This window comes from Streptomyces sp. NPDC088707, assembly GCF_044752725.1.
In the GTDB taxonomy this organism is placed as follows: Bacteria; Actinomycetota; Actinomycetes; order Streptomycetales; family Streptomycetaceae; genus Streptomyces.
This window is the reverse complement of the sequence record NZ_JBIVLV010000001.1, coordinates 214,154-240,629: the sequence shown is the minus strand read 5'-3', so window position 1 is coordinate 240,629 and position 26,476 is coordinate 214,154. Positions and strand designations below refer to the sequence as shown.

General features: G+C 71.0%; 24 protein-coding genes and 2 pseudogenes. 13 read left to right on the top strand and 13 right to left on the bottom strand.

Annotated elements, in window-relative coordinates:
• Positions 1 to 180 precede the first annotated feature (180 nt).
• Entirely contained in the window at positions 181 to 1,377 is a 1,197-nt protein-coding gene (locus tag ACIP84_RS01180; RefSeq protein WP_401793051.1) for a S8 family peptidase, read from the top strand.
• 250 nt (positions 1,378 to 1,627) lie between these two features.
• Here the strand turns inward: ACIP84_RS01180 and ACIP84_RS01175 are convergent, their stop codons facing one another.
• The 4 genes from ACIP84_RS01175 to ACIP84_RS01160 all read right to left on the bottom strand — a co-directional run bounded on the left by ACIP84_RS01175 (position 1,628) and on the right by ACIP84_RS01160 (position 7,917).
• On the bottom strand, positions 1,628 to 2,665 hold the full coding sequence (locus tag ACIP84_RS01175; RefSeq protein WP_401793048.1) for a PI-PLC domain-containing protein: 1,038 nt from the start codon (positions 2,663 to 2,665) through the stop codon (positions 1,628 to 1,630).
• A 976-nt stretch (positions 2,666 to 3,641) separates the two neighbouring features.
• Positions 3,642 to 4,676, bottom strand: a complete 1,035-nt coding sequence (locus tag ACIP84_RS01170) for a hypothetical protein (RefSeq protein ID WP_401793046.1) — start codon at positions 4,674 to 4,676, stop codon at positions 3,642 to 3,644.
• Positions 4,677 to 5,216: 540 nt separating this feature from the next.
• Complete coding sequence (htpG, locus tag ACIP84_RS01165; RefSeq protein WP_401793043.1) at positions 5,217 to 7,136, bottom strand: molecular chaperone HtpG; 1,920 nt, start codon at positions 7,134 to 7,136, stop codon at positions 5,217 to 5,219.
• Between the two features lie 130 nt (positions 7,137 to 7,266).
• Positions 7,267 to 7,917 carry a type III effector protein gene (locus ACIP84_RS01160; protein ID WP_401793040.1) on the bottom strand — a complete coding sequence of 217 codons (651 nt, stop codon included), beginning with the start codon at positions 7,915 to 7,917 and terminating at the stop codon, positions 7,267 to 7,269.
• Positions 7,918 to 8,045: 128 nt separating this feature from the next.
• On the opposite strand from ACIP84_RS01160, the gene ACIP84_RS01155 reads away from it, so the two are divergent.
• The 4 genes and pseudogenes from ACIP84_RS01155 (at position 8,046) to ACIP84_RS01140 (ending at position 10,538) form a co-directional block, all read left to right on the top strand.
• On the top strand, positions 8,046 to 8,477 hold the full coding sequence (locus tag ACIP84_RS01155; RefSeq protein ID WP_355969418.1) for an Hsp20/alpha crystallin family protein: 432 nt from the start codon (positions 8,046 to 8,048) through the stop codon (positions 8,475 to 8,477).
• Positions 8,478 to 8,576: 99 nt separating this feature from the next.
• On the top strand, positions 8,577 to 8,972 hold the full coding sequence (locus tag ACIP84_RS01150; protein WP_355969419.1) for a DUF2267 domain-containing protein: 396 nt from the start codon (positions 8,577 to 8,579) through the stop codon (positions 8,970 to 8,972).
• A 61-nt stretch (positions 8,973 to 9,033) separates the two neighbouring features.
• Positions 9,034 to 9,269: pseudogene (locus tag ACIP84_RS01145) on the top strand (DUF2267 domain-containing protein); the annotation flags it as partial.
• A 978-nt stretch (positions 9,270 to 10,247) separates the two neighbouring features.
• Positions 10,248 to 10,538 (top strand): hypothetical protein, encoded by a 291-nt coding sequence (locus ACIP84_RS01140; RefSeq protein WP_401793038.1) that lies wholly within the window; start codon positions 10,248 to 10,250, stop codon positions 10,536 to 10,538.
• A gap of 29 nt (positions 10,539 to 10,567) precedes the next feature.
• Here ACIP84_RS01140 and istB read toward each other — a convergent pair.
• A pseudogene (gene istB, locus ACIP84_RS01135) lies at positions 10,568 to 11,363 on the bottom strand (IS21-like element helper ATPase IstB).
• A 345-nt stretch (positions 11,364 to 11,708) separates the two neighbouring features.
• Entirely contained in the window at positions 11,709 to 12,251 is a 543-nt protein-coding gene (locus ACIP84_RS01130; protein ID WP_401793035.1) for a GNAT family N-acetyltransferase, read from the bottom strand.
• Positions 12,252 to 12,435: 184 nt separating this feature from the next.
• Between ACIP84_RS01130 and ACIP84_RS01125 the strand changes: the two genes are divergently transcribed.
• Positions 12,436 to 12,756 carry a hypothetical protein gene (locus tag ACIP84_RS01125; RefSeq protein ID WP_401793032.1) on the top strand — a complete coding sequence of 107 codons (321 nt, stop codon included), beginning with the start codon at positions 12,436 to 12,438 and terminating at the stop codon, positions 12,754 to 12,756.
• 278 nt (positions 12,757 to 13,034) lie between these two features.
• Here the strand turns inward: ACIP84_RS01125 and ACIP84_RS01120 are convergent, their stop codons facing one another.
• Positions 13,035 to 13,670, bottom strand: coding sequence for a TetR/AcrR family transcriptional regulator (locus ACIP84_RS01120; protein WP_401793029.1), 636 nt, complete (start codon positions 13,668 to 13,670; stop codon positions 13,035 to 13,037).
• Between the two features lie 64 nt (positions 13,671 to 13,734).
• Between ACIP84_RS01120 and ACIP84_RS01115 the strand changes: the two genes are divergently transcribed.
• A complete protein-coding gene (locus tag ACIP84_RS01115) occupies positions 13,735 to 15,345 on the top strand; it encodes an FAD-binding oxidoreductase (protein ID WP_401793026.1) in 1,611 nt (536 codons plus the stop codon).
• Positions 15,346 to 15,668: 323 nt separating this feature from the next.
• Complete coding sequence (locus ACIP84_RS01110; RefSeq protein WP_355969431.1) at positions 15,669 to 16,088, top strand: hypothetical protein; 420 nt, start codon at positions 15,669 to 15,671, stop codon at positions 16,086 to 16,088.
• Positions 16,089 to 16,124: 36 nt separating this feature from the next.
• On the opposite strand, the gene ACIP84_RS01105 is transcribed toward ACIP84_RS01110, so the two are convergent.
• The gene (locus tag ACIP84_RS01105; protein ID WP_401793023.1) at positions 16,125 to 17,381 is read right to left on the bottom strand and encodes a cytochrome P450; all 1,257 of its coding nucleotides are present in this window, start codon (positions 17,379 to 17,381) and stop codon (positions 16,125 to 16,127) included.
• Between the two features lie 272 nt (positions 17,382 to 17,653).
• Here ACIP84_RS01105 and ACIP84_RS01100 point away from each other — a divergent pair, with 272 nt between their 5' ends.
• The gene (locus ACIP84_RS01100) at positions 17,654 to 18,208 is read left to right on the top strand and encodes a hypothetical protein (RefSeq protein ID WP_355969436.1); all 555 of its coding nucleotides are present in this window, start codon (positions 17,654 to 17,656) and stop codon (positions 18,206 to 18,208) included.
• A 94-nt stretch (positions 18,209 to 18,302) separates the two neighbouring features.
• Here ACIP84_RS01100 and ACIP84_RS01095 read toward each other — a convergent pair whose 3' ends face one another.
• Positions 18,303 to 18,917 carry a TetR/AcrR family transcriptional regulator gene (locus tag ACIP84_RS01095; protein WP_401793020.1) on the bottom strand — a complete coding sequence of 205 codons (615 nt, stop codon included), beginning with the start codon at positions 18,915 to 18,917 and terminating at the stop codon, positions 18,303 to 18,305.
• A gap of 100 nt (positions 18,918 to 19,017) precedes the next feature.
• Between ACIP84_RS01095 and ACIP84_RS01090 the strand changes: the two genes are divergently transcribed.
• The 4 genes from ACIP84_RS01090 (at position 19,018) to ACIP84_RS01075 (ending at position 22,798) form a co-directional block, all read left to right on the top strand.
• Positions 19,018 to 19,413, top strand: a complete 396-nt coding sequence (locus ACIP84_RS01090) for a nuclear transport factor 2 family protein (protein ID WP_401793018.1) — start codon at positions 19,018 to 19,020, stop codon at positions 19,411 to 19,413.
• A gap of 187 nt (positions 19,414 to 19,600) precedes the next feature.
• Positions 19,601 to 20,641, top strand: coding sequence for an NAD(P)-dependent alcohol dehydrogenase (locus tag ACIP84_RS01085; protein WP_401793015.1), 1,041 nt, complete (start codon positions 19,601 to 19,603; stop codon positions 20,639 to 20,641).
• A gap of 175 nt (positions 20,642 to 20,816) precedes the next feature.
• A complete protein-coding gene (locus tag ACIP84_RS01080; protein ID WP_401793014.1) occupies positions 20,817 to 22,217 on the top strand; it encodes an alpha/beta hydrolase in 1,401 nt (466 codons plus the stop codon).
• 236 nt (positions 22,218 to 22,453) lie between these two features.
• Positions 22,454 to 22,798 (top strand): UBP-type zinc finger domain-containing protein, encoded by a 345-nt coding sequence (locus ACIP84_RS01075; RefSeq protein WP_401795587.1) that lies wholly within the window; start codon positions 22,454 to 22,456, stop codon positions 22,796 to 22,798.
• A gap of 109 nt (positions 22,799 to 22,907) precedes the next feature.
• On the opposite strand, the gene ACIP84_RS01070 is transcribed toward ACIP84_RS01075, so the two are convergent.
• From ACIP84_RS01070 to ACIP84_RS01055, 4 genes are all read right to left on the bottom strand, one after another.
• A complete protein-coding gene (locus tag ACIP84_RS01070) occupies positions 22,908 to 23,381 on the bottom strand; it encodes an SRPBCC family protein (protein WP_401793011.1) in 474 nt (157 codons plus the stop codon).
• Between the two features lie 100 nt (positions 23,382 to 23,481).
• The gene (locus ACIP84_RS01065; RefSeq protein WP_401793008.1) at positions 23,482 to 24,756 is read right to left on the bottom strand and encodes an NAD(P)/FAD-dependent oxidoreductase; all 1,275 of its coding nucleotides are present in this window, start codon (positions 24,754 to 24,756) and stop codon (positions 23,482 to 23,484) included.
• Positions 24,757 to 24,970: 214 nt separating this feature from the next.
• Complete coding sequence (locus ACIP84_RS01060; protein WP_401793005.1) at positions 24,971 to 25,825, bottom strand: DUF4394 domain-containing protein; 855 nt, start codon at positions 25,823 to 25,825, stop codon at positions 24,971 to 24,973.
• 217 nt (positions 25,826 to 26,042) lie between these two features.
• Positions 26,043 to 26,366, bottom strand: a complete 324-nt coding sequence (locus ACIP84_RS01055) for a hypothetical protein (RefSeq protein WP_401793002.1) — start codon at positions 26,364 to 26,366, stop codon at positions 26,043 to 26,045.
• Positions 26,367 to 26,476 lie beyond the last annotated feature (110 nt).

Sequence of the window (26,476 nt, the reverse complement as noted above, 5' to 3'; positions counted from 1 at the left end):
CGAGGAGCTGCACCGGTCCGGCGCGGACCCGGGCAGCGCGATCTGTGTCCCCCTGCCTCGAACCGTTCGGGCTGGTGCCACCGCTTCGGCGCAGTGCATTGCGGTGACGCTTCCGGCATCCGCCTGAATCATGTGGAATGTCCTAGCCAGTGATCGTTTCTGCGTGATGCGCTCGGCGGCGTGAACACACGTACCAGACTCGCTTTCGCGAGCGCCTCCGTGACAGCTCTGGCCCTCGTCGTCCCGACGGCGACGGCGGCCGAGTCCTTCGTCGGCCCGGAACCGACCCCCGCACCGCTGGTCACTGCTGCCAACGCGGTGCCCGGCCAGTACATCGTGACCCTCGACAAGGCGGTCGACGCGGTCAAGGCGACGGAAACGCTGGGCCTGCGGCCCACCTTCGTCTACGACAAGGCCATCAACGGATTCGCTGCGCCGTTGACCGCGGTCCAGCTGGACACCGTCAGGAGCACTCCGGGGGTGGCGTCGGTCGAGGAGGACGCGGTGGTGCAGACCCCGCCCCAGCTGTCCGCACCTGCCACCCCCCGGGCTCCGGCCGCGACCTGGGGCCTGGACCGGATCAACCAGTGGAGCCTGCCGCTCGACAACGACTTCACCACCCAGGGCAGCGGCGCCGGGGTGACCGCGTACATCCTCGACACCGGAATCGACTACAACCATGCCGAGTTCGGCGGACGCGCCACGTTCGGCTTCGACGCCATCGGGGACGGGCGGTACGGCCAGGACTGCAACGGCCATGGCACGCACGTCGCCGGGACGGTCGCCGGCGGGACGTACGGGGTCGCCCGCAAGGCCAACCTGGTGAGCGTCCGCGTGCTGGGCTGCGACGGCCGTGGCTCCTACTCGGGGATGATCGCCGGCCTCGACTGGGTCGCCAAGAACGCCAGGCAGCCGGCCGTCCTGAACGGCTCCCTCGGCGGGGACAGGTCCGTGGCCCTCAACAACGCCGCCACGGCGCTCGCCGCCGCGGGCGTGCTGCCCGTCATCGCTGCGGGCAACTCCTCGAAGGACGCCTGCGACGTGTCGCCCGCGTCGGCGGCGGGCACGGTGACCGTCGCGGCCTCCAACGTGTGGGACGAGGAGACGTCCTTCTCCAACCACGGCCGGTGCGTGGAATTCTTCGCGCCCGGCCAGGACATCGTGTCGGCGAGGATGGGCGGCGGATCCGTCGCCATGAGCGGCACCTCCATGGCCGCCCCGCACGTCGCCGGCGTCGCCGCGCTCTACAAGGCCCAGTACCCCACGGCGAGCCCGGCCGAGATCAGCCAGTGGCTCGACGGCAACTCCACCAAGGGCGTCCTGAACAACCTCAGCACCGGCACCCCTGACAAGCTGCTCTACACCGGCGGCCTGTGAACGGAGGGTCCGCCGCCCACGCCCTGGTCTCGCCCCAGGGCGTGGGCGGCGTCTGCCCCGTCTGCCTTGCCTGGTCGGGGTCCATCGGTGCCGCGATCGCACCGGTGCCGTGAGCCGGCTCCGACACCACGACATTCCACGGGCGCTCGGCAGTCTCGCGACAAGGATGGCCTCATCCGGGTCACCGAACCACGACCAGCTTCATGGCCGCGTCGATACCGTGCTCCCCACACCCGGGGCCGGCTCCGGCTCAGTTCCGGGCGTTCAGCTCCGCGACGAGGGAAGCCGGCGTGTGGCCGCTGCCGTCGGATATCCGGTGGAAGTCGACCGAGACGAAGTTCGGGTCGCGGCCGCCGGCCGCCGGGCGGCACTGCTGGTTGACGCGGTCCCGCAGTTTGGACCCGTTGTCGAGGGCGGCGTTGATGACGGTGGGCACGTTCCGATGGTGGCTCATGGTGAAAAGCCTTCGGAAGCCTGGCTCCTGACGGTCCAGAGGAACGTCGGACCACCGACTGACGCAGGAGACGTCGTTGCCGAGGTCGCCGAGGCTCCAGTAGTTGCTGACGGTCCAGGCCTTGTCGTACATGACACCCAGGTGCTCACGGTCAGGCTCGTCGCTGAAGATCAGCAGGCGCTTCCCGGAACCGACGAGGTCGGTCATCTTCGGCCAACCCTGCTGGCGTACGTTCCACGCGTCGGGCCGGAAGAGCAGCTGGTCGAGGCCGCGTACCCGGCCGAGCGAGGTGCCCAGCTGCTGGGCGCTGACGTAATCCTCCAGGAAGATGGTCACCACCTCCTGGGGATTCGCTGCGAGGAAGTCCACCACGGTCTGCATGCTGCTCTGGAAGGACTGCCGGGGCAGCGCGTACGTGACCCCGGCGAAGGTCTTGCACTCGCCGTGGCAGAGGTAGACGTCGCTCGGGTAGCAGTCGCTGCCGAAGCTGATGACGCACAGCCACCTGCTGCGCTCGTACCAGTGGGTGTCCAGGCTCAGGCCCCGCACGCCGTTGTCGAGCTGATGGCGAACGGACTCGGACTGGGCCACCGAACTCCAGCGGGAGTCCTCGTAGTTGGTGAACGCGTTGTGGGTGCCGAGGAAGGAGACCTGGTCGAGGCGTCGGTCGCCCCAGCGCGCCTGGGCCTGGGCCGCGGCGGAGCCGTTCGCCGTCACCGCGGCGGCCGCGACGGATCGGGCGGGTGGGGGCGGGGCGGCGCCGGCCAGGGCCGGCGTCCCGAGGAGGCTCAGCAGAAGAAGGAGGACGAAGGAGATCCGGACGGGTCTCCTCAACGAGGCGGTCCCGACCGAGCACGGACCGAACCACGGGGCCGCGCGGAGACGGGCTCTCTGGAGTGACATGTTCATGGTCGGCATGAAGTGGGAGCGTAGTGCCCTGGCGGTCGGTTCAGACCTGTTTGGGTGGTTATGTTTGATATGGCGCGGTCTATCGTTCGTCGCCATCATCGACGAACGGGTGATGGCCCCGCCGTCCCCTGGAGCGGTCACTTCCCGGCCTCTGGCAGCCTGGCGCTACTGAACTACCAGTCAGTCATATGCATGGTGTACCCCCTTGCACCGACGGGCGCAATACCTCACGCCGCACTCCGGGAGAGTGCCGCGCTGACCGCAGAGTGATCCCGTTCACGGCCCCCACCGCGCGCCTACGGCGCACCCTTACCGCGACGGTCCGGCACCCCGACCCGTCCAAGGACGTGTGGGCCGAGTTCTCCCTGTGGGACAACACCACCTCGACCCAGATCCTGAGCCTGGGCACACCGGGATCGAGGAGCAGCGCGACGGTCAAGGGCCAGGGCACTGTCTCGCTCACCGTGCCGAAGCTCACGCCGGGCCAAAGCTACGGCTGGCGCGTACGCACGGCTGACGACACCACCGACGACACGGCCTCTCCGCCAACTGCCACTTCAAGCACCCGCGGCCTGAGCACCGCGCCCTGGGCGAGTCCTCGAACCGGCCGCAGGACCGGCGTGTCGACGTCGAGCCTGCTTGCGGCAGAACCCTCGGTCGAGGTGACGGCCACTGACCTGAACGAGGCGAGAGGGCCGGGCAGAGTCGACTGCCGACCGCGCGACCGGGTACCTCACCGGGATACCGGTGCGCGCGGGCCGGCCGCCTGGCTCACCGTCATTGCGGAGAACCGGCGTCCGAGCGTGCTGCAAGGTCACTCGGCCCCAGCGTGAGCATGATCTGACATGACCTGTGCGATCACTGCGACGCACCCTGACGACGCCGCGACATCGAGGAACGGCTACGAAGACCGGTCGTCGTCGGTCAGGCTGATGAGCGCCAGCACGGACCGGTATTCCTCGGACGAGTAGCCGGAGGGCCGGTACCCGGTCATCTCGGTTTCCACGTACTGCTGCCGCTGTACCTCCGCATACGTCCGAAGGACGGCGCGGGCCTCGTCCGTGGTGCCGTCCAGAGCGGCTGCCACTTCATTCCATGAGGCTCCCAGCTTCAGGGCGTCATGCACGGACCACGGGCGGTCCGACAGGACCGCGCGGTTGATGGTCTCTCCGAGGGCGAGCACCGCGAGCGCGTCGCCCGCTGTGGCGGTCTCACCCGTGTGGCAGCCGCTGGGCACGTGCCAGTCCATCAGACGGTGGTGGTGCTCGAAGTACTTCTCGGCTTTGCGGTGCAGCAGGATCCCGTACCCCACGTCGTCCGGCCGGCGGATCACCCGGGTCTGCCACTCCTCGGGCGAGCCGGGGGAGCGGGTGGGCGTGGCGCGGCCGGTGGCAGAGGGCTGCGGGTGCGGGCGCGGGGGCGGCGGCGTCGAAGGGCTGTCGCCTGCCTCCGTACTGCTGTCGCGTCGGCTCCCCCCACGCCCCGGTCCGTCCTCCGCCGTGATGCCGACCGCATCGTCCCGCGCGGACTTCGCTGCACTGCCGCGCGTGTCGCCGGCCTGTGCGTCGGACGTGCCTCGCGCCGAGTTGCCGTCACGATCGGCCCGCCTCGCGGCGGACCAGATCAAGGCGGCCGCGGCAGCCAGCGCGCCCAGGTGTGCCCCCGCTCCTGCAAGCAGGAACGGCCAGGGAGATGCACCCTGGTCGGCCGCTTCAAGGCCCAGCCCCACGGAAGCCGTTACCGCCACGATCAGGCCCACCCAGGGGAGCAGGACCATCGGCAAAACCCGCGCCTTGGGGACCTGGTCGACGTTGACACTCACCCAGAAAGCGATCAGGTTCATCAACAGACCGAACCCCGCGAGGACGGCGACTGCGCTCAGGTAGAGGATCGGCCAGCCCTCCGAAGCGCAAGTGCTGCCGCTCGCGTCGTACATGACTGAGGTCATGGAATCCCTGCCGTTCGACCCGCCCGCTCGATACCTACCCGTCACGGTAGGAGCGGGCGGGCGCCCCGCCATGAGCACCTGTACTCAGCCCGGCCCGGTCGAGTGCTCAATCCGCGGAATCGCGCGTCAGGGCCGAGCGGAAGGGGTCGCGACAGGAGTTGGCCGAGGCGGTGTGTGGGCGTAGTGGGCGTAGTGGGCGTCCACGCCCGGACACACGGGCGACAACGGCGGCACGGCCGCGGTAGCGGGCGAGGAGGCATGCCGCGGCTTCTGGTGCGTCGAGCTGTACGAGGTCCGTGGCGAGGAAGACGGCGTCGTCGAGGGAGCACGACATCGATGCCGGTCAGGGGCCGGGCGGATGTCGTCAGCCAAGGCCGAAGCTCGCCGTCCCGCCCCTCCGAGGAGTACGGCACAGCGTCGCGCCGCGCATGCGGACGGCGTGTGTGCGGAGGCAGGTCGGGGTGTGCGTGCAGGCAGGTCGGGGTGGGTGCGACCCGGCGCCTCTGTCGGGCCGGGTCGCACCCGTGGTCACAGAGCGCGGGTCAGGCGGTCGGTGAGCAGCCGGGTGAAGCGGGCGGGGTCGGGCAGGTCGCCCCCTTCGGCGAGCAGAGCGCTGCCGTAGACCAGCTCGGCGATCTCCGCCAGCGCGGGGTCGTCGGCGTCGGCGTCGTGTGCCGTGCGCAGCGCGGTGATCAGCGGGTGTGTGGGATTGAGCTCCAGGATCCGCTTGACCGTGGGCAGTTGCTGCCCCATCGCCCGGTACATCTTCTCCAGGGTCGGCGTCACGTCGTGGGCGTCCCCGACGATGCATGCTGCCGAGGTCGTCAGGCGTGACGACAGGCGGACCTGCTTGACCTGCTCGGACAGGGTGGTGGCCAGCCACGGCAGCAGGGCGGCGAAGTCCTGCTCGCGCTGGGCCTTCTCGGCTTCGGCCTCCTGGTCGCCGTCGGCGGAGGCGTCGAGGTCGACCTGGCCCTTGGCGATGGACTGCAGACGGTGGCCGTCGAAGTCCGGGACCCGGTCGACCCACACCTCGTCGACCGGGTCGGTGAGGATCAGGACCTCGTACCTCTTGGCGGCGAAGGCCTCCATGTGCGGGGAGTTCTCCACCATCGCCCGGCTCTCGCCGGTCAGGTAGTAGATGGCCTCCTGCCCGTCCTTCATGCGCTCGACGTACTCGCGCAGCGTCGTGGTCTGCTCCGGGTGGTGCGTGGAGGCGGCCGACACCAGCTCGAGCAGGGCCTCGGTGTTGTCCGTGTCCTCGACCAGGCCCTCCTTCAGCGCCCGGCCGAACTGCGCCCACACCTTCGCGTAGCGCTCGGCGTCCTTGGTCTGCATGGTCTTGAGGGCACCGAGGACCTTCTTGACGAGGCGTCGGCGTACGCCACGGATCTGGCGGTCGTGCTGGAGGATCTCGCGGGAGACGTTGAGCGACAGGTCGTGGGCGTCCACGACACCCTTGACGAAGCGCAGGTAGTCGGGCATGAGCGCTTCGCAGTCGTCCATGATGAACACCCGCTTGACGTACAGCTGCACGCCGCGCCTGGTCTCGCGGGAGAACAGGTCGAAGGGCGCCTGCGAGGGGATGAACAGCAGCGCCTCGTACTCGAAGGTGCCTTCGGCGCGCATGTGGATGGTCTCGGCCGGGGCCAGCCAGTCGTGGCTGATCTGCTGGTAGAACTCGTTGTACTCGTCCTCGGTCACCTCGGTGCGCGGCCGGGCCCACAAAGCCTTCATCGAGTTGAGCGTCTCGACCTCGCTCGTCGTCCCGCCCTCGGCGTCGGTGCGCTCGGTGGCCATCCGGATGGGCCAGCGGATGAAGTCCGAGTACTGCTTCACGACCTGACGGATCTTCGGCTCGGACAGGTAGTCGGCGAGCCCGTCCTCGCTGTCGGCGGGCTTGAGGTGCAGGGTGACCGAGGTGCCCACGGGCAGGCCGTCGACGGCCTGGACGGTGTAGGCGCCCTCGCCGTCGGACTCCCACTCGGTGCCGGAGTCGGTGCCGGCCCGCCGAGTGCGCAGGGTGACCTTGTCGGCGACCATGAACGCCGAGTAGAAGCCGACGCCGAACTGCCCGATCAGGCTCTCGGCTGCGGCGGCGTCCTTGGATTCCTTGATCTTCTCCAGCAGGCTCGCGGTTCCGGACTTGGCGATCGTGCCGATCAGCTCCACGAGATCGTCCCGGCTCATGCCGATCCCGTTGTCGCGGACGGTCAGGGTACGGGCGTCCTTGTCGACCTCCAGCGAGATGTGCAGGTCCGTGGTGTCGATCTCGACGAGGCTGGAGTCGGTCAGCGATTCCAGCCGCAGCTTGTCCAGTGCGTCGGAGGCGTTCGAGATCAGCTCGCGCAGGAAGATGTCCTTGTTCGAGTAGATCGAGTGGATCACCAGTCGGAGCAACTGGCGTGTCTCCGCCTGGAACTCCAGCGTCTCGACACTGCTACCCATATGGGGGGCCCTTTCTGTGGGAACGGCATGAACGGACAGGTATCGGGCCGATGCGTATCGTCGCCCGCCGTCGGCGGGGTTCGGGTCGGGCGGGACCGCACCGGCATGGTGTGGCGTGCTGTGGGAGAGGTCAGTCATCGTCGGCCGCTGTCGCCGTGAGCTGGTCGTCGAGGGCGTCCAGGCAGGTGACGAGGTCGGTGTGGCGGGGATCGAGGTACGGGCGCATGCCGGTCAGGGGGGCAAGGAGCTCGGCGGCGTCGGTGGCGCCGAGGGCGGCGTGCAGGGCGGCCTGAGCCGAGCGCGCTTCGGGGGCGAGGTGGTCGAGCGCGGTGATCTGCCCGGCGAGGCGGCGCAGGTCGGCCGCGTGGGCGCGGGCCCAGGTGACAGTGGCCCGTTCGGCGGCCCTGGCCTGACGGGTGGCCGTCACGCGCTGCTCGCCGGTGGCACCGTCGGCGCCGGGCCGGCCGCGCAGATACCGGCGTTCGGCGGCCTGGCGGCTGGCGACGCCGAGGGGGCGGGCGAGGTCGGCCCAGCTGGCGCCCGCCTCGCGGGCGGTTTCGATCAGGCCGGTCTCCCAGCCGGCGAGCTGCTCGCGCACCTGCCGCAGCAGCATCAGGGAAGCCAGCGCCTGCTCAGGGCCGGGGCCGGCGGCGTCAGGGGTCTCGTGCTGGGCGTCGCGCAGGGCGTCGTCTATGGCGGCGAGGGCCGCCGCGGCAGCAAGAAAGGACGCCGGGCTGTGGGCGTCGGTGCCGGCCGTGGGCGGCTGGTCGGCTGTGGTCATGGGCACCTCCCTCGGTACGTCGTCGCCTCGACGACATCGTGTTTGTCATCCATTGGATGACATGTTACAACGGTGTCAGTGAAGCGCATTGGCAGCAACTGCCCAAACCTGCTGGAGGTGTTTTCACGATGTTGATGCGCACTGACCCCTTCCGTGAGCTGGACCGACTGGCGCTGCAGATGATGGGCCCGGGAACCTGGTCGAAGCCGTCGGTGATGCCGATGGACGCCTACCGCGAGGGCGACGAGTACGTGGTGGCCTTCGACATCCCCGGCGTCACCGCCGACGCGATCGACATCGACGTCGAGCGGAACATGCTCACCGTCAAGGCCGAGCGCCGGCCGGTGGCGAAGGCCGCCGACGTGCAGAGGGAACTGTCCGAGCGGCCGCTGGGCGTCTTCTCCCGCCAGATCGTGCTTGCGGACGCCCTCGACACCCAGCACATCAAGGCCGACTACGACGCGGGCGTGCTCACCCTGCGCATCCCGATCGCCGAGCGCGCCAAGCCCCGCAAGATCTCCGTCGGAACCGGCTCCGGCCGCAAGGAGATCTCCGGCTGATGCCGGCCGGACGGGTGCGGAGGACGGGCACCTGATCTGCCCTCCGCTCCCTCCTCCGCAGCCCGTGGACGTTCGAGCAGGAAAAGGGGGTCGCCGCCGATGACGGTGCGACGCGAAGCGTTCCTGGACCAGGTGAAGGAACGCGGCGATTACAACACTCCGGAAGAAGCCGAACGCGCGGCCCGCGTGGTGCTCGCCCTGCTCGGCGCCCACCTGATCGGCGAGGTCCGTGCCCAACTCGCGGCGCGCCTCCCGGAAGGCTTCGCCCTGATCCTGCTCAACCCGCTGCAGAGCGCCGAACCGCTGACTCCGGACCGGTTCGTCCGGGCGACCGCCGCCTGGATCGAGGGCGCCACCGAGCAGACGGCGACCTGGGACGTCAGCGCCGTGCTCTCCACCGTCGCCGACACGGCGGGCGAGGACCTGATGGGGCAGCTCCTACTCCAGCTCCCCGTCGGCTACGACCTCCTCTTCGGCCGCCCCCGGCCCACCTGACCAAGACCCGGGGTGCCGCACGGCACCCCAAGGCGTCATGAAGGGCATACACCGCGGTGACCGCGCGCCGACCGCGCAGAGCCCCGACCCGCGGCCGCTCACCGGCTGGGCGTTCGTCAAGGACCTCGCCACACGCTCCGGTGCCTCGCCGGCCTCCACTAGCTGGGACACCGGCTCCGTCTTCGCAACCGTCGCCGCCCACGCCGGCCCCGACCTGATCACGCGCACGCTCCACCAGCTCCCCCCACAGGCTAAGGCCTGCTGTTCGGCCGGGCCGAGCTCACCACCGCGGCGTAGACGGCTAGTTCCACCGCGCGATCGACGACCGGGCGCAGCCGGTCGGCGGTTGGCGATCCACGCGGCCTCGACGCGGTTCGACACCCCCCGCCGGGCCGGCAGTCGGGTCACAGCGGGACGTGACCGTGCCGTCGGTCATTCCCGGCTGTGCGCCCATCCCGGATTCGACAGGCCGCGCGCCCCGGCAGCCGCAGGCCGGCCACCTGGCGTTCGGTCGCTCCCGCAGCAGTCGGGTCGCGGCGATGTCGTCGGCCCCGGACATCTGGACGTCCACATCGACGATGTCGGTGGAGGGGGGGCCGCGTGCGCGGTCGACAGCCGAGTGCCCGTCCCAGGCCCGCGCGCCCGACGGGGGCCGCCGGCGGGCGCGCAACCTGATCAGGCCCTGGCTGACCACAACCGAGGGCACGCCAACGGTCGTTGCTGTGCATCAACCTTCACACCGGTCGGGCCCAGCTCGTCAACGCGAGTCATCCCCGGACGTTGCGTATGCGCGCGGGAGTGCCGGAGACGCCGGGACCCGTCGACGCCGGTGCGGTGGGCCCGCGATCGGCCTCGACGCCTCCGCGGGTCGAACTCGTCGTTCTCGCGGGGATCGGGCAGTCCACCCACAGCCGCCGCGACGGTGACGCCCGGGCCGCCGAACACTTTCTGCTGGGCCGGATGGAGGATTGGCTGCGTAGGTTCTAGGCGAGAGCGCTGTCGGTGGCTTTCGGCATCACGACGTGACCGAAGAGTGCGTGCATGTTGGTGAGAAGTAAGAGCACTCCGGGCGGCGGCGAGCTCGATCGTGTGTGCGGAGCCAGCCTCGTTCGTGGCAGGATGACGGCATGTTGATCAGAAAGGGCGATGCCGCGTAGGCGCCCGAAGGCCGTCCGTGCTGAGCGGTGGCGGCCTCGCAGACACGTTGTAGTTCGGCGGATCCGGGGCGTTTCCGCGAGGACTCGTGCAGCTGTCCACCGCGTCGAGGATGAGCGGATGTGGCCTGGCGCAGTTGCTGACGCGCTCGCCCGTTTCGAGTGCGCGTTCAGGCAACCCGACCGTTATCTGAACGCGTCCCAGGTCTGGCAGCCCGGACTGGAGGTGGAGTATGCCCGCGATGATCTGGAAGAGGTCATGCATCACCTCCCTTGCGGCGCCAGGCGCGATCTCGGCCGACTGGTTGCTCGTATCGACGATGAGTTCGAGCGTCGCACTCTGCCGAATCCTGGGCCGGTGACTGCCTTCACGGTGGGCGGCTGGTGGTGGTCAAGGATCCGTGAGCACTGAGGGTTCTCACGAAGCCTCGTGCGCCCAGGTCAGATCGTGGTCGGCTCTTGCTCGGCGCGGGCTCGGGTGGTGGCGAGGCGGTAGACATTGGTGCCGGTCTCGATGAGGTCGCCGTCGAAGGTGAGTCGGTCGACGATGGCTGCGCAGAGACGCGGGTCGGTGAAGGTCTTTGTCCAGCCGGAGAACGACTCGTTCGAGGCGATGGCCATACTGTTCCTCTCCTCCCGCTCGGTCAGAACCTGGAAGAGGAGTTCGGCTCCGCGGCGGCCACGCTCCATGTAGCCGAGTTCGTCGATGCACAAAAGATCAACACGTCCGTAGCGGGCGATGGTGTGAGTCAGCTGCTTCTCGTCGGCGGCCTCGACGAGCTCGTTGACCAGCTTGGTCGCGAGGATGTACTTGACCCGGTAGCCGGCCGTCGCTGCCTCGGTGCCGAGGGCGATCAGCAGGTGGGACTTGCCGGTGCCGGAGTTGCCGATGAGGCAGAGCGGCAGGCTCTTCTTGATCCATTCGCACTTTGGGAGTGTGGATCACGGCCGCGTCGATGTTCGGGTTGGCGTCGGAGTCGAAGTTGCGGAGGGAGTTGTCGTGGGGGAAGCCGACTGCCTTGATGCGGCGTTCGGAGCGGGGCTGGCCCCGGTCGTCGCACTCGGCGAGGAGGAGTTCGGAGATAAAGCCGAGGTAGGACATCTGCTCGCGTTCGGCAGTCGCGGTGAGCTCGGAGAACTGGGACCCAATGGTCGGAAGCCGCAGCATCCTGCATGCCTGGTCGACCGCCGCTGTAGCGGCCTGCTCGGTCAGTCCTCGCTGGCGGGGGAAGGTCACAGTCGTTCCCCTTCAAGGGGTGGGGCAGTCCGGCCGGCGCAGTCGCAGCAGCCGGTCGTAGAGGGCAACCGAGGGAAGCGGCCGTTTGTCGGGTGGTAGGTAAGCCAGGCGGCGTGAAGCCAGGGACGTGACACTTGACCGGCCGGTCGTTGGTAGCACCGGATCCGCTTGTGCATGGCTGTCCTCCTCCGCTGCCTTGCGGGCTTGGAGTGCGAGGGCGTCCGCGCTCAGTGCGCCCGTCTTCAAGGCCGCCGCGAAGCCGATGACCAGGTCACCCCTCGCCTGCCCTCGATCCCACCGAGGGCCGGGGCCGGCTATGCGTCTGCCCCGGCCGCGTACGGGCGCTCAGTGAGGGGTGGTGACGTACTGGTGCGACGACAACGTGAACATCCGGACTCGGCGGCCTCCGGTCGGATTGACGGTCTCACGGAGCGGATGCATCCCCAGTTTGGTCATGATCCGCTCGGAGGCGTCGTTGCCCACTTGCGCGATGCTGACGATCCGCTCCAGCCCTCGCTCCTCGAACCCGAACCGTACGGCGGCCGCGGCGGCCTCGGTGGCCAAGCCCTGCCCCCAGTGAGAGCGGCCCAGCCGCCAGCCGACCTCAACCGCCGGCAGTACCTCCGGCAAGAAGTGGGGCACCGAAAGGCCGGTGAACCCGGCCAGCTCGCCGGTGGACCGGACCTCCACGGCGAACAGGCCGAAGCCGTGCGACTTCCACTCGCTCTCCCATGCCTGGATCCCGCTGCGGGTCTGCTGTTCGTCACGGACGCTGCCGTCACGGATCCACCGCATGACCTCGGGATCGGCGTTGATGGCGGCCATGGGCGCAACATCGTCCTCGCGCCAGCGGCGCAGTATCAAACGGGAAGTCTCCAGTGTGACCATCTGACCATTCTGGATCGCACTCCCGCCTCAGTCGGCCACGTCGGCCATTTCGCCCGAGTCCCGGACGGCCGACTCGACTTCCGCGTCCGTACGACGATCAAGGTGCCATGTTCAGGCAACCCGCCGGGACGCCTCGACGTCCCCCTCCATGACGGACGGCTGCGGATCACACGGGAGGGAACACGTGGCGAAGAAGGAGCGGACGACGGACACGGCGGGTGAGAAGGACCGCGAGAAGTGGATGGCGCGTTTCCAGGTACGGCTCGCCATGCAGCCGGGAGTGGACCGGGCGGTCGTGCTCCAGGCGGTCAAGGAGGTCACGAGCCGCTGCGCGGAGACGGGTGAGCACCCGCGGGCTGCCTTCGGCGACCCGGACGCCTACGCCGTGCGGACCGCCGAACGGTTGGTTCCCGAGAACCGGGCGGCGCGCGCGAGGCGGCGCGACGGAGGATTGGCCGCGCTCGACTCCGTGCTCAAGCGCGCCAGGGACGTCACCGGCATGTGACCGGCGCCGAGAGCCGCACGGCCCGGCTCGCCCCTTCCACGCCCCGGCGAAGGAGGGCGGGGCGGCGCAGGGGCTGCTGTAGTCGCGGACGACATGCTGACCGCTCTCGACGCTCGTTGGTTCTCGGCACTCGGTGGCTCCAGGTTGCTGGGCCTGCCGGTTGTCGGGCCTGCCGGTCGTCCGGCCTCCCAGTCCTCGGCCCTCCCGCTGCCGGGCCTCCCAGGCGTCCGGCCTCCCAGTCGTCCCGCCTTCCCGCCGTATGCCCCTCAGCCTTCCGGTCAGCCCGGGGGCGCGGGGTCGACCGCCAGTGCGGCGGCGACGGAGAAGAGGCGGCCGCAGCGCCGGGTCATGGCCTCCGGTGTCTCCTCGGGATGCTTGACCCACCAGCGGACGAGCGTGCCGACCAGGTCCGTCCACACGTGGCGGAGCGCGTCGCCGTCCATGGGGTCGGTGGAGCCGGCGGCGCGCAGCAGCTCGGTGGTGCCGTCGGCTGCGAGCGCGTCGATCGCCGCCCAGTAGGTCGCCGCCGTCCGGGCGGCCTCACCGTCGGGCGGCAGGGAGCGGTCGTAGAGGACGAACCACGCCTCCCGGCGTCCCTCCAGCGCGACGAAGATGCCGCGGAGCACCCGCAGGGGAGTGTGAGGCGTCGTCCCCTCCTCGCCCATGGCCGTGCGGATCGCGTCGAGCAGGCTGTCCCCGACGGGCGTCAGGCAGGCGACGTACAGGTCTTCCTTGCTGCCGAAGTACTGGTGGAGCAGCGTCTTCGTGACCCCGACGCGTTCCGCGACGGCGGCCAGGGACGCGGTGGCGTAGCCGCGGCTTCCGAACTCCTTCGTGGCTGCTTCCAGCATCTGCCGGCGACGCACGTGCCGGGGGACGCCCTTGGTGCCGGCCTTCGAACGGGGGGTTGCCATGCGTGGATATTATCAGTAAGTAATTTACCTCTTGGTAAATTCACTCGCGGCCTCTGGAGCGCCCATGTCCGGCACGACGACGCAGCCGATCCCGTCCGCCCCCCTCCGGTCCTGGTGGGGCTGGGGGTGGGAGAGCGCCCACCCCGACGACGCCGAGTGCGTGGCGATGGGCGCCCTGTTGCCCGGAACCCTGGCCCGCCCCCTCCCCGTACCCCGTATCGCCGATCTGGGCATCGGGGCACCCGCCGTCCAGCCCTCCGCGAGCCTGGCGCGGCTGGTCAGCACCGATCCGCGCGACCGCGCGGCCCACGCGATGGGCAAGGCCTACCGGGACATCGCGCGCGCCCTGCGCGGCCGTCCGGGCCGTATCCCCGACCTGGTCGCGTTCCCGACGGAGGAGCGGGAGGTGGCCGACCTCCTGGACTGGGCCGGCGAACACCGGGTCGCGGTCGTGCCCTTCGGCGGCGGGTCCTCGGTGGTGGGCGGGGTCGAGTACCGGGGCGACCGCCACCGCGCGGTGCTCTCCCTCGACCTGACCAGGATGGACCGCGTGCTGGAGGTCGACTCCGGGGGCAGGGCCGCCCGCATCCAGGCAGGGACGCTCGGGCCGAGCCTGGAGAACCAGCTGCGTCCGTACGGCCTCACGCTCCGGCACTTCCCGCAGAGCTTCGAGTTCTCCACCCTCGGCGGCTGGCTCGCGACCCGGGCCGGCGGCCACTACGCCACCGGCCGCACGCACATCGACGACTTCGTCCAGTCGCTGCGGGTGGTCACCCCGTCCGGCACTTCGGAGTCGTGGCGGCTGCCCGCCTCGGGCGCGGGTCCCTCGCCGGACCGGATGTTCCTGGGCTCGGAGGGCGCGCTCGGCGTCATCACCGAGGCGTGGGTACGGCTACAGGCCCGCCCGGTGCACAAGGCGTCCGCCTCGCTCGCCTTCGACGACTTCAGCGCCGCGCTCGGGGCGGTCCGTGCCCTCGCGCAGTCCGACCTCGCCCCGGCCAACTGCCGGCTGCTCGACTCCGGCGAGGCCGCGCTGGCCGGTGCGGCGCGGGACGGCTCGGCCGTCCTCGTCCTGGGCTTCGAGTCCGCCGAAGCCCCCGTCGACGCCCGGCTCGCGCAGGCGGTCGACCTGGCCCGCTCCCACGGGGGCCGGCGCGAGCAGGGCGAGGCCGGTACGGACGGAGCTCCCGCCGACGAGGCGGTGAACGCGTGGCGGTCGGCTTTCCTGCGGATGCCCTACCTCAGGGACGGCCTGGCGCGGATGGGCGCCGTCGCGGAGACCTTCGAGACGGCGGCCACCTGGGACCGTGTCCCCGCCCTCGTAGAGGACGTCCGAAGGACGGTCAACGAGGCGGCACTGAAGATCTCGGGCCACCCTGCTACCGTCAACTGCCGTCTCACGCACGTCTATCCGGACGGTGCGGCGCCCTACTTCACCGTGCTCGCCGCGGGCCGCCTGGGGGACGAGGTCGCCTTCTGGGACGAGCTGAAGGCGGTGGCGGGCGAGGTGCTCCACCGCCACCGGGCCAGCATCACCCACCACCACGCCGTAGGCCGCGACCACCGGCCGGGCTACGACCGCCAGCGGCCCGAGCCCTTCGCCCTCGCACTGCGCGCCGCCAAGGGCGCCCTCGACCCGCACGGCGTCCTCAACCCGGGAGTGCTGGTGGACTGAGGCGGTCTCGCCCAGCCGGGCGCGGCGGCGTGCGGCCCGGTCGGTGGCAGCTGGGCCTGCGGGCCCTCGGGAGGATCTCTCCCCGAGGGCGCCTCGACCTCGGTCGCGTCTGGCTCTGCCCGTCTGTGTCCCTGACAGCGGCGTCCGGCATGGCCGCCGGCGTCGTCACCCGAGCGTCAAAGGCGCCACGGGCGCATTCCTTCGGCAGCGGGGGAGCGTGAGAGCGGCAGAGAGGCGTCGACGGGTGGACGGACTCCGCAGGGCGGCCTCCACCCGCCGCCGCGGCGAGGCACGGGCGGCCGGACGGAGGGACAATGGCTTCGATGATGACCGTGCTGATAGCAGGCCTGCCCGAGGGCGCCGAGTTGGAATCCGTGCGCGCCCGCGTGCACTCCAGCCCGCACTTCCGCATCGTCGCCCACGCCTACGAGCCCCGGATCGCCCTGGCCCAGGCCCGTGTACTGCTGCCCGACATCGCGGTGATCACCCGCCACCTGCCCCACCCCGAGGCCGACCTCGCCCGCTACCGTCTCCTGCGGGATCTGCGCGCTCTGGATCCGCCCACCGGGATCATCCTCCGCAGGGACGAAGGCGAGCCGGACCGGCCCCTTGGCCCGGGTGCCGAACCCCGGGACGGGGCGATCCACGAGGTTCGCCGCGGGGAGCCCGACGCCCTGTGGGAGGCCCTGGTCGCGATCGGCAGGCGCCGCGCCACCTGCGACACCGACCCCACGGGCCTCTGACCCCTGGCGGCTCGACGAGTGGCGTGGCGTGGTGGATCAGCCGCGGCGCACCACCACGCGCAGGGGGGCGCGGAAGGACAGCAGCCCCAGCATGGGAGGGTCGCCGTCCTCGGCGAGCACAGCGTCGGGCAGCAGCCGCGCGGCCGTGCGGAGTGCCACAGCAGCCTCGGTGCGCGCCAGAGACGCTCCCGGGCAGCGGTGCCGGCCCACTCCGAAGGAGAGGTGATGGCGAATGTTGTCCCGATACGGACGCAGCACCGCCGGCTCCTCGAACACCTCCGGATCCGAGCCCGTCCCCATCAGCATGAGCAGGAGTTCCGCGCCGGCGGGCAGCTTCGTCCCGGACAGCTCCACCTCGTGCGCCGTGACCCTGCGCCAGGTCGTGACCGGGGGTTCACGGCGGAGGATCTCCTCCACCCAGGCCTCCGCGTAGCCGTCCTCGGTGGCGGCCCGCGCCCAGGCCGTGGGGTCGGCCGACGCGCGGAGCAGTGCCGTGGAGATCAGCTGGCCCGTGGTGGATTGTCCGGCGATGAAGACGAAGAAGCACACGGCGACGGCGGTCGAGGCGTCGAGCGGCTCGCCGCCGGACAGCCGGTGCTCGCGGAGGGAGCCGATCAGACCGCCCGCAGGCGCGTCCCGAGCCACTTGGCCCGCCAACCATCGGTGGAACTCGCCGACCAGCTCCCCGAGGCGGACCTGCCGCTCGGCCGACGGCCAGCCGTAGAACAGTTCCAGGGCGGCGTCGCTCCATGTCGTGAGGGTGGTGTCGGATATGCCGTCGACGCCGAGCAGGCGCATCATCACCCGGCACGGCAGGAGCTGCGCGTACTCGGCGGCGATGTCACACGGGTGGCCGGACGCGTACCGAGCGCTGAGGGCGCCGACCATCTCCCGCGCCGTCTCCTCGATCAGCGGTACCGCCGCGCTCACCCGGTCGGCGTTGAAGAAGCGCGTGACCAGCCGGCGGAGTTCGGCATGGCTGGAGCCGCTGTTGTTGGCGAGGGCGGGCGGCAGCGCGAACCGGGCCCGGGCGAGTCCGCGCAGCGTGGGCATGGCGAGCGGGGAGACGGCGAGCTGGGCGTTGTCCGGCAGGTAGGCAACCGGATCAAGCAGCACCTGCCGTACATCGGCGTACCGGCTGACCAGCCACAACCCGGTTCCGGCGTCGAAGTGGACGGGGTCGGTACGCCGCAGGGCAGCCAGCACGGGATGCGGATCGCGGACGAAGCGCGTGTCGGAGAGGCCGGGAAGCCCCTCCGTCCCGAGAACCGGACATGTCGTCGTGCCTGCCATAAGTGCTTTCTCCACGCGGTGTCTGCCGAACGCAGCAGACGGTGGTCTTCGCGCCTGCTCGCGCAAGCGAAGACCATCGCCCTGCGTACCGGCAAGTCGGGAAGAATCACAGACGCGGATCAGGCCAGGCGCCGGGGCCGGCCCGCACCGTCATCCGGGCCTGGGGCGGCCCGTCCGGGTGTCCTCCGTCCGGACTGTCCGTGGGACGGGAGAAGTGGGTGGGGGAAGGGCTAGGGGACATCCGATCGCCGCCGCTGCAGAGGAGTCCGCGTATGGCCCGCACGCTCGCCCTGGTCCTGGCCGGTGCCACCGCGCTTGCGGGGGCGCCCGCCGTCGCAGGGCCAGGGCCCGGCGGGGCGGCGGCGGACATGGCGGTCACCTATCGGGTGACCGCTCCGTACCAGCAGCACGAGAACGGTGTGGGGGCCGGCTACAAGCCCGATCAGTACTGCGTCTCCGACCGGGCGGGTGGCACGGGTGCGCTCGGCTACCCGCATTTCAACCACGCCCACGACAACTCGACGGACCCCGCACGGCCCACCGCCCTCTTCTACGAGGACGACGGCAAGGGCGGCAAGCGTCTCGTCGGCGTGGAGTGGCTGGTCCACGACCGCGACCAGAACCTGAAGACGGACGACGACCGGCCGAGCATGTTCGGGGTGCCCTTCAAGGGCCCGAACCGTGGCAATTTCCCCGGCCAGCCCGTCCACTACGCCCTGCACCTCTGGCTGTGGAAGAAGAACCCCGAGGGCCGGTTCACCACGTACAACCCGGCGGTCACCTGCCTCCCCGGGACGACCCGCCCGCAGCCCCGCCCGTCCTCCTGACACCCAGCCGGTCCGACTGCCTGAGCCCTGGCCGCGCCCGGCCGACCGCGGGCGCGGGCAGGATCGCCGCAAGGCCGGTGCTGCCGTTCCGTGCTCACGGCGCCTGACGTGGGGCGCCGGCCGTTGCGGCGGCTGAGGGGATCCCGGCGTCGATGATGTGCTCGGCGAGTTCGCGGGCCGCGGCGGCGGGCGGCCGGTCCTCGGCGGGCTCCGCGCCGGTGGCGAGCAGGCCGTCGACGAGGATGAGCAGCTGGTCGGCGGCGAACTCGGGGCGCGTGTGTCCGAGGTCGGCGAGCTCGTCCGTGAACAACCCGTGGAGGGTGCGCCGGTAGGCCCGAGTGACCTCGTGGCCGGGATGCTCCCGGTCGGTGAGCGCGAGGTCGGCGGCGAGATAGCGGCAGCCGTGGAATTGAGGGCCCGCGGCGATGCGGCCGAGCCGGTCGACGACCGCGAGGAGCCGATTCCGCGGGTCGTCGCCGGCAGCGTCCATGGTGGCGCGGTACTCCGCCACGTCCTCGGAGGTGCTCCGGCGCAGCACCTCGGCGATCAGGCCGTCCTTGCCGCCGAAGTGTTCGTACAGGGAACGGCGTGCGACGCCGGCGGCCTTGAGCAGGCTGTCCACGCCGACGCCGACACCGTGCGTGTACGTCAACTCCTGGGCGGCGGCCAGCAGGCGTTCGCGGGGGCCGGGCTTGGCGGAAGCAGTCATGGCGTGATTGTGCCAGCCCTTGACGCAGTAGATCAACCGGTCTATCTATAGGTGCCGAAGGAAGATAGACCGACTGGTCTATCTCGTCCGAGGAGGCCTCATGTCCGTGCGCAGCACCGCCGAAGTCATCGACCGCTTCAACCGCGCGTTCACCGACCGCGACGCGGCCCTTCTGGCCGACCTGGTCGCCGAGGACTGCGTCATGGAGAGCGTCCAGCCCGCGCCGCGCGGGGAGCGCGTCGTCGGGCGCGAAGCCTGTACGGAGTGGTGGACGGCCCTCGTCGACGACCTGGCCACGCAGTTCACCCCGCAGGAGGTGATCGTGGCGGGTGACCGCGCGACGGTCGTGTGGACCTACCGCTTCGGCGACGGCCCGGACCAGTGGGTGCACGGCGTCAACGTCATGCGCGTGACGGACGGCCGGATCGCGGAGGCTCTCGGCTTCAGCAAGACCGTCGGCGAGGTTCCGCCGGCCTCCGCGCCCGACGGCGCGTGAGGCCGCACTGAATCGCCGGAGCCGCCCACCCGGCTCCGGCGGCTCGCGCTCCGGAGCTCCTGGCTCCGGCGCTCCGGCGCCCGGGCTCCGGCGCCGCACTGTGCTTCCGCGCCGCCTCACTGGCTCCGCCGCACCCGCACCTTCAACGCCCCACGTACCACCCACCTCACGAGAAGGGCACCCCCAGATGCTGAGCTACCACCTGTCCCACAGTGGCGCCGGGCTGTCCGGCCTTGCCGTCCGCGAGCACGACATGCCCGTGCCCGGCCCCGGCCAGGCCCTGGTGGCGGTGCGAGCGACGTCCCTGAGCTTCCGCGAACTCATGGTGCTCGACGGGACCTACGTGCTGCCGGTCAAGCCTGACGTCGTCCCCGTCTCGGACGGGGCCGGCGAGGTCGTCGCGCTCGGCCCGGGCGCCGACACCGTACGCGTCGGTGACCGCGTGGCCGCCACGCTCTTCCCTTCCTGGCAGGACGGCCCGTTCGCCGTCGAGCACCTCGCGCAGCGCGGCGGCTCGCTGGACGGCCTGCTCACCGAGTTCGCGCTGCTCGACACGGGCTCGCTGGTGGGCGTCCCGGCGCACTTGTCGTACGAGGAGGCGGCGACCCTGCCGTGTGTGGCGGTGACGGCGTGGAACGCGCTCACCGGGGACGGGGCGCGCCTCGGGCCCGGCGACACCGTCGTCGTGCAAGGCTCCGGCGGGGTGTCCCTCTTCGCGCTCCAGTTCGCCAAGGCTCTCGGCGCGCGCGTGATCGCCACGACCAGCGGCCCCGCCAAGGCCGCACGGCTGCGCGAGCTCGGCGCCGACGAGGTCGTGGACTACTCGGCCACGCCCGACTGGGCCACCGAGGTCCGCACCCTCACCGGAGGCCGGGGCGCCCACCGCATCGTCGACGTCGCCGGACTGCTCCACGAGTCGATCCGTGCGATCGCCCTGGCGGGCACGATCGTGTGCGTCGGTTTCGTCGGCAATGCCGCCGCGCTCCTCGACACCGGTGCCCTGTTCGCCTCCGGTGCCACCGTGCGGCCAGTCGCCGTCGGCAGCCGTGCTCAGTTCACCGCCATGAACGCCTTCATCGGGACGCACGGACTGCGGCCCGTGATCGACCGTGTCTTCTCCTTCGACTCGGCCGCGGACGCCTACCGTCACTACGCGGCCGGCGGTTGCTTCGGCAAGGTCGTCGTCAGCCACTCCTACGCCTCCTCGCGGGCTCGTATCCAGGGATGACCGATGTCGAGGACTCGCGGCCGGCGTCATGCCGGCAGATGTGATCGCCCGTCACTGAACGCTGTTACCAAGCCGGTTGAGGGGGACTCCCCGGTTCCGGGGTGGGGATGGCCACCCCCGTCGCCGGGGGGCTGTCGGATGTCCCGGTGATCACCAGCTCCGTAGCGTCTTCGTCATGACCCAGACGACACCCGGCACGACGCCCCGCACCACGAACCGCACCACAAATAAGGCCACGCCCCACACCACGACGCGCACCCACGCGGGTCGGTCCGTGCGGCGCCGCAGGGCACGCCGCTCCCTCGCCGCAGCGACTGCCGCCGTCGTCACCGTCCTGGCCGCCGCCCCGGCGTTCGCAGCGTCCGAACCCCGTCCCGTTCCCGTCCCGCTGCAGCAGACCACGGGGCGCGGAACCCTCCTCGGTGTCACCCCCGTCGGCGACCTGAGCCGGACCGAGGTGGCCGCGTTCCTCAAGGGCGCCGGCATCGACGCGTCGACCGTGCGCCACGGCGTACGGGGCTACCGGCTCACCTACCGGACGCTGACGCCGCAGGGGGCGCCGACGACCGCCACCGGCCTGCTGGTGCTCCCCAAGGGCGGAGACCGGCGGCTCGACCTGGTGGCGGACACCCACGGCACGATGGTCCATCGCGACTACGCGCCGTCCGTCGCCGAGGACTTCGGCCTCTACGCTCCCTACCTGCACGCCGCCGCGGGCCGTGCCGTCGCCGCCCCGGACTATCTCGGGCTCGGCAAGGGCCCCGGCCTTCACCCGTACATGGACACAGCCTCCGCCGTCTCGGCCTCGCTCGACATGCTGCGGGCCTCCCGGACGGCCGCGGCCGGCCTCGGCAGGCCGCTGACGGGGGACGTGTACGGCACCGGGTTCTCGCAGGGCGGTCAGATCGCCATGGCGCTCGGCCGCGAGCTGGCGCGGGGCGCGGACCGGCACTTCAGGCTACGGGCCCTCGCGCCGGTCGCCGGACCGTACGACCTCCGGGGCGCCGAGGTCCCCGCCCTGCTCGACGGCCGGGTCAACGACATCAGCGGCGTCTTCTACATGGCGTACTTCCTCACCGCCCAGAACCGGCTCCACCCCGTCTACGCCGACCCGGCCGAAGCCTTCCGGCAGCCGCACGCGGGGTACGTGGAGCAGCTCTTCGACACCCGGCACACCGAGGAGGACATCGTCACGAAGCTCCCCGGCTCGGTGAAGGAGTTGCTGACCGACGACTTCTACCAGCGGCTGGGCAACCCGACCGGTGGCCTGCTGGCCGCGCTCAAGGCGCAGGACGGCACCTGCGACTGGAAGCCCGACGTCCCGGTACGACTGCACACCGCGGCCGGCGACACGGACGTGCCGATCGCCAACTCCGTCAGCTGCGCGGCCGACCTGGCCCGCAACGGCGTGAAGGCCCCCGTGATCGACCACGGGAAGGCCGACCACAACGGCTCCTTCAAGCTGGCGGGTCCGCAGATCGTGCGCTGGTTCGACAGGCTCGCGCACGGCAACTCGGACGGCGACACGCACAGAAAGCACGGCACGGACGGCGGCACGCACGGCACGCACGGCTAGAAGGCGCGCGACGCGGCCGGACGATGCCGCCCGGATGCTGGAGAATGGACCTGTGACCGGCCAGGAATCGCAGATGCATGCCGCCAGGGGCCGACACCGAGTGCCGGCCGCCCGGTCCGTGGCCCGCGCTCTGGTCGCCTTCCGGCCCTCAAGGGGAAGGACAGACCATGAACCGACGCGACGGTGACGTACGGCCGGAGGAGCAGCCACACGACGCACGCTGGTCCTCGTGGACCGTGGCGTACGACGGCGGCCGTCCGGAGCGCGGATGCGCCTGCGAGCACACCGCAGCCCTGCCCGCCACGCCGGACCGGCCGGTCGGTGGCTGCGCCGAGTGCCGTGCCTCCGGCGGAAGTTGGCGGCGGCTGCGCTGGTGCGCGACGTGCGGGCACGTCGGGTGCTGCGACAGCTCGCCGGGCCGCCACGCGTACGAACATCATGAGGCGACCGGTCACCCCGTCGTCCTCTCCCTTGCGGCAGACGAGGACTGGGCCTGGTGTTTCGAGGACGAGGTCTTCCTCGTCCTCGAAACAGTCCCTCGGGAATCCGGCGGGCGACCGGGCACGGAGAAGCAGATCTGAACGCTCCTGGCGGGATCAGAGCAGAGCGGAGCAGAGACGTGGGGGTCCCGGGATGCGGAGTCGTCGTCTCCTCGCTGGTCCGGACGCCCTCACGAGCTCGTCCGCGCCGTCAGGGACGCCGTTGTGTGGCGGCGGTCGGGAGGCGTTCGGCGACCTCGTCGCCCAGGCGCTCGAACTCGGCTCTGAGGAAGGGCGAGGCGAGCCTCGCCAGCCCCTTGAACCGCAGTGACGCCCGGTAGTTCAACCGGGTGAGCGAGGCGGACTCGGCCTCGAAACCGAGATCGTCCGTTGCGGTCACCGTCTTGTTCTCCCCGATGAACATCAGACGCGAGGGCTCGCGCGCGGCGAGCCGGTACTCCAGGTGGGTGGTGCGGCCACGGAACCGCGAGGTGTTGCGCCAGCGGGCCCCGGGCCGTACCGGCCCCTCGTCCAGACGGACACAGCGCACGGTCCCGGGATCCCACTCCTCGGTACGGCTGAAGTCCTCCAGGTACGCGACGAGCTCGTCCAGCGGCAGCCCGACGACGAAACTCCGTTCCACCGTGATCACCGAACCGACCTCCAGCCTCTCGTGACCGGACAAGCGTCCGTACCGGACACCTGCCTCGAACCACTTCCCCGTCCGGGCCGGAGACGGATGCACCTCTCTGCTTCGTTCTTGCCGAGCCGAACACTCCTGTACGTCAATGTCCTGTGCCGCCCGTGTTGCCCGTGCTGCGTCTCGCATCGGCCAGGACCTCGCGCGCGGCCCGGGCGCCCGAGGCGAGAGCGCCCTGGAGGGAACCGGTGGCGCGGTGGTCACCGCACACGTACCGGCCCGGTGCGACGCGAGTGGTCCGTGACAGGGGGAGGGGCGGGGGCATCGCGGGCAGGGCGTCGGGAACGGTGACCCGGTGGACGAGTTCCCACGACCCCGTGTCCGTGTCGTACACCTCGCCCAGCGCGCGGACCACGGCGTCCACGGTCTGGCGGTCGGGCGTACCGAGGACCGAGGTGGACACCAGCGCCCTGCCGTCGGGGGAGTACCGAGGATGGACGGCGGTGAGGACGCAGCTGTTCAGGAACCTGCGCCGGGAGTCGATCACGAGGACGGGTTCGGGCAGGGGCGGAGTCGCGGTCGCGTGGTAGAGCGTGGTGACGGTCCGACCACGCGGGACGGCGAGACCCGGAAGGAGTTCGGCGGCGGCCCGTTGCCCGGTCGCGACCACGACGGTGGGGGAGCGGACCTCGGTGCCGTCGGTGAGCGTCACCCCGTGCGGAGTGAGGGCGGCGACGGGCGCGTCGGTCCGCAGCACGTCCGGGGGCAGACGGGAGGCCAGCTGGGCGGGGACCGCACCGATGCCGTCGGCGGGGAGGCACAACGTGCCGCGCAGCATGCTCCGCCACACGAGGTGGAAGAAGCGGGCCGACGTCTCCAGGTCGTCCTCGAGGAAGACTCCGGACAGGAAAGGCCGGAAGAACGTCTCCACAAGGTCGGGGGACACGCCGGCATCGGCCAGGGCTGTGAGGGTCGTGCGGTCGGGCCGCGCCCGAAGCCGGGCCGCCGGTGCGAGCACGTCGTATGCCGTCAGCGCACCGAGGGCAAGCAGGTCACGGCCGGATGCCAGCCGTCCGGGCAGGAGGTCACGGCTCTCGCGGAAGCGCCGACTGGGATCGGTGAACCGGCGCATCCCGTCGTCGGTATGGACGAGCACGCCGGGCGTGAACGGCCGCAGCCGCAGTGCCCGCAGGTCGAGGCGGCGCTTGACTTGCGGGTAGGCCGTGTTGAAGACCTGGAATCCGCGATCAACGGTGAATCCCGAGATCCGGTCCGTACGCATCCGCCCGCCCACGGTGTCGCCGGCTTCCAGCAGCCGCACACGCAGCCCGTCGGCGGACAGGTCCGCAGCGCAGGCGAGCCCGGCGGCCCCGGCCCCGACGACCGTCACGTCGCACAGCTCGTCGTCCGTCGTCCCCATGTCGGCCGTCTCTCCTCGTCCCTCGCCCACGGGCTGCATGCCGGCCATCCAGGACCGCCCCGGGGCCCGCCACGTTACGGGGGGCGGGCCGCTGCCGAACCAGGGCGCGCCGCGCGCCGACCGCTGTCGTCGCAGAGCTCCTCGCCATGCCGCGGCAGCGGTGACCGCGGACCCTGGCTGAGCACAGGGTCCCCAGTGGCGGGCCGGGCGGGGGTTACCTCTGGTTGATGGGCAGGGCCAGGTCGGTGACCTGGTACGTGTTCGGGAAGCCGCCCCTGCTGGTGGCCTTACCCGTCAGCAGGTCGACGGCGTACAGGCGGTAGGAGCCGCCGGCGGCGATGGTCGCGAAGCCGTGGTTCATGCCGGTGGCGGGGTTGTAGGAGATGTCGAAGCCCGCGTCCCTGGCGGCGTCCACTCCGAGGTTGCCGGTGGGGGCGAGGGTGCCGGCGTTGGCGGGTGACTGCAGGGAGATCCGGTCGGCCATGGTGTCCAGGTCGAACAGGGTCGTGGCGGTCGCGGCGTTGAGGTCGTTGTTCGTGTAGGCGGCGCCGGTGACGCCCGTGGCGGTCGACGGCGGCATGGTCGGGTTGGTGAGGGTGCCGTCGACGGTCGTGGTCAGAGGAGCGGCCGCGTCGTCGATGTTGTGGCGCAGGTTCTGGCCGGTGTCGGAGATGACGCGGAGCCGATTGGCCGCGGGGTTGAAGTCCACGCCGAACGCACTGCCGGCCGGCGCCACGGTCAGTTGGGAGACCTTCATGGCCCGGGCGTTGTCGGTGTCGAGGGTGTAGATGCCTCCCTTGTCGCCGACGCCGTACAACTTCTCGTTCTGGACACGGAAGTCGATCCCGACGAGCTTCGTGTCGCCGGACAGCCCGGAGATCCTGCCCAGCGACCAGGCCTGGTTCGGCTTGTTCACGTCGAACTCGACGAGGCGCTGGCCGCCCGTCAGACCGATCGCGTGCAGTGCCCTGTGGTCCGTCGAGGGCAGCGTCTGCGGGACGGTGCCGGATGCCGCCAGCGCGGGCGCCGCGCACAGGGCAGCCAGAACGGCCGCGGATACTGCGGTCATGGTGCGGTTCTGCATGTTCACTCCTCTACCAGAGCCTCGGCCAAGGTGGCCGTGGGGCTTGTGAGGGGTTCGTCGCCGCCGCCGAGAAGGACAGGTGCCCGGAGCGGATGCCACCCGCACGGCCCAAGGTGCTGTGGTCGTCACCGGGGATACGGGAGGGAATGCGGGAGGGCAGCCCACCCCCGCGACGGGGCGTGGCCGCCCTACAGGGCGCGCGTCATCGCCACGCCGGGACGATCGGACCGCCCTGTGACAGGCGGCCTCGTGAAGCCTGACGATCCGCTCCACGACACAGCCTCTCAGCCTGCATCGACGGCCCCGCGCCCGGCACGACGGTGGTGAGGGCCGTCACCATCTCGGGGTTGGTGGTGTGGATGGCGATGGGGTTGACACCCTGGCGGAGTTCCAGGGCGTAGGTCAGAGAGAAGTTGCGCCAGGGGCCGTTCTCGGCACCCTGGCCCGGACTCGGGTGCGCCGTGCCGGGGCGCTCCGTCTTGAGGAACGCGTAGGCGTCGTTGTCGTACACGATGCCGCCGTCCACCCCGGTGACGACGGCAGGGGACAGGGAGTCGGTGAACCCCGGTCGGCGTTCTCCAAGTCGGTGGTGTCCTCGAAGGGGAGGGTGGTCATCCCTCGCCGTGATCCATGTCT

What these genes read in the sequence shown, in the direction of transcription:
- ACIP84_RS01170 (WP_401793046.1), bottom strand. Translation starts at nt 4,676, where the DNA reads ATGTACGACGCGAGCGGCAGCACTTGCGCTTCGGAGGGCTGGCCGATC.
- htpG (WP_401793043.1), bottom strand. Translation starts at nt 7,136, where the DNA reads ATGGGTAGCAGTGTCGAGACGCTGGAGTTCCAGGCGGAGACACGCCAG.
- ACIP84_RS01160 (WP_401793040.1), bottom strand. Translation starts at nt 7,917, where the DNA reads ATGACCACAGCCGACCAGCCGCCCACGGCCGGCACCGACGCCCACAGC.
- ACIP84_RS01155 (WP_355969418.1), top strand. Translation starts at nt 8,046, where the DNA reads ATGTTGATGCGCACTGACCCCTTCCGTGAGCTGGACCGACTGGCGCTG.
- ACIP84_RS01150 (WP_355969419.1), top strand. Translation starts at nt 8,577, where the DNA reads ATGACGGTGCGACGCGAAGCGTTCCTGGACCAGGTGAAGGAACGCGGC.
- ACIP84_RS01140 (WP_401793038.1), top strand. Translation starts at nt 10,248, where the DNA reads ATGTGGCCTGGCGCAGTTGCTGACGCGCTCGCCCGTTTCGAGTGCGCG.
- ACIP84_RS01130 (WP_401793035.1), bottom strand. Translation starts at nt 12,251, where the DNA reads ATGGTCACACTGGAGACTTCCCGTTTGATACTGCGCCGCTGGCGCGAG.
- ACIP84_RS01120 (WP_401793029.1), bottom strand. Translation starts at nt 13,670, where the DNA reads ATGGCAACCCCCCGTTCGAAGGCCGGCACCAAGGGCGTCCCCCGGCAC.
- ACIP84_RS01115 (WP_401793026.1), top strand. Translation starts at nt 13,735, where the DNA reads ATGTCCGGCACGACGACGCAGCCGATCCCGTCCGCCCCCCTCCGGTCC.
- ACIP84_RS01110 (WP_355969431.1), top strand. Translation starts at nt 15,669, where the DNA reads ATGATGACCGTGCTGATAGCAGGCCTGCCCGAGGGCGCCGAGTTGGAA.
- ACIP84_RS01105 (WP_401793023.1), bottom strand. Translation starts at nt 17,381, where the DNA reads ATGGCAGGCACGACGACATGTCCGGTTCTCGGGACGGAGGGGCTTCCC.
- ACIP84_RS01100 (WP_355969436.1), top strand. Translation starts at nt 17,654, where the DNA reads ATGGCCCGCACGCTCGCCCTGGTCCTGGCCGGTGCCACCGCGCTTGCG.
- ACIP84_RS01095 (WP_401793020.1), bottom strand. Translation starts at nt 18,917, where the DNA reads ATGACTGCTTCCGCCAAGCCCGGCCCCCGCGAACGCCTGCTGGCCGCC.
- ACIP84_RS01090 (WP_401793018.1), top strand. Translation starts at nt 19,018, where the DNA reads ATGTCCGTGCGCAGCACCGCCGAAGTCATCGACCGCTTCAACCGCGCG.
- ACIP84_RS01085 (WP_401793015.1), top strand. Translation starts at nt 19,601, where the DNA reads ATGCTGAGCTACCACCTGTCCCACAGTGGCGCCGGGCTGTCCGGCCTT.
- ACIP84_RS01080 (WP_401793014.1), top strand. Translation starts at nt 20,817, where the DNA reads ATGACCCAGACGACACCCGGCACGACGCCCCGCACCACGAACCGCACC.
- ACIP84_RS01065 (WP_401793008.1), bottom strand. Translation starts at nt 24,756, where the DNA reads ATGGGGACGACGGACGACGAGCTGTGCGACGTGACGGTCGTCGGGGCC.
- ACIP84_RS01060 (WP_401793005.1), bottom strand. Translation starts at nt 25,825, where the DNA reads ATGACCGCAGTATCCGCGGCCGTTCTGGCTGCCCTGTGCGCGGCGCCC.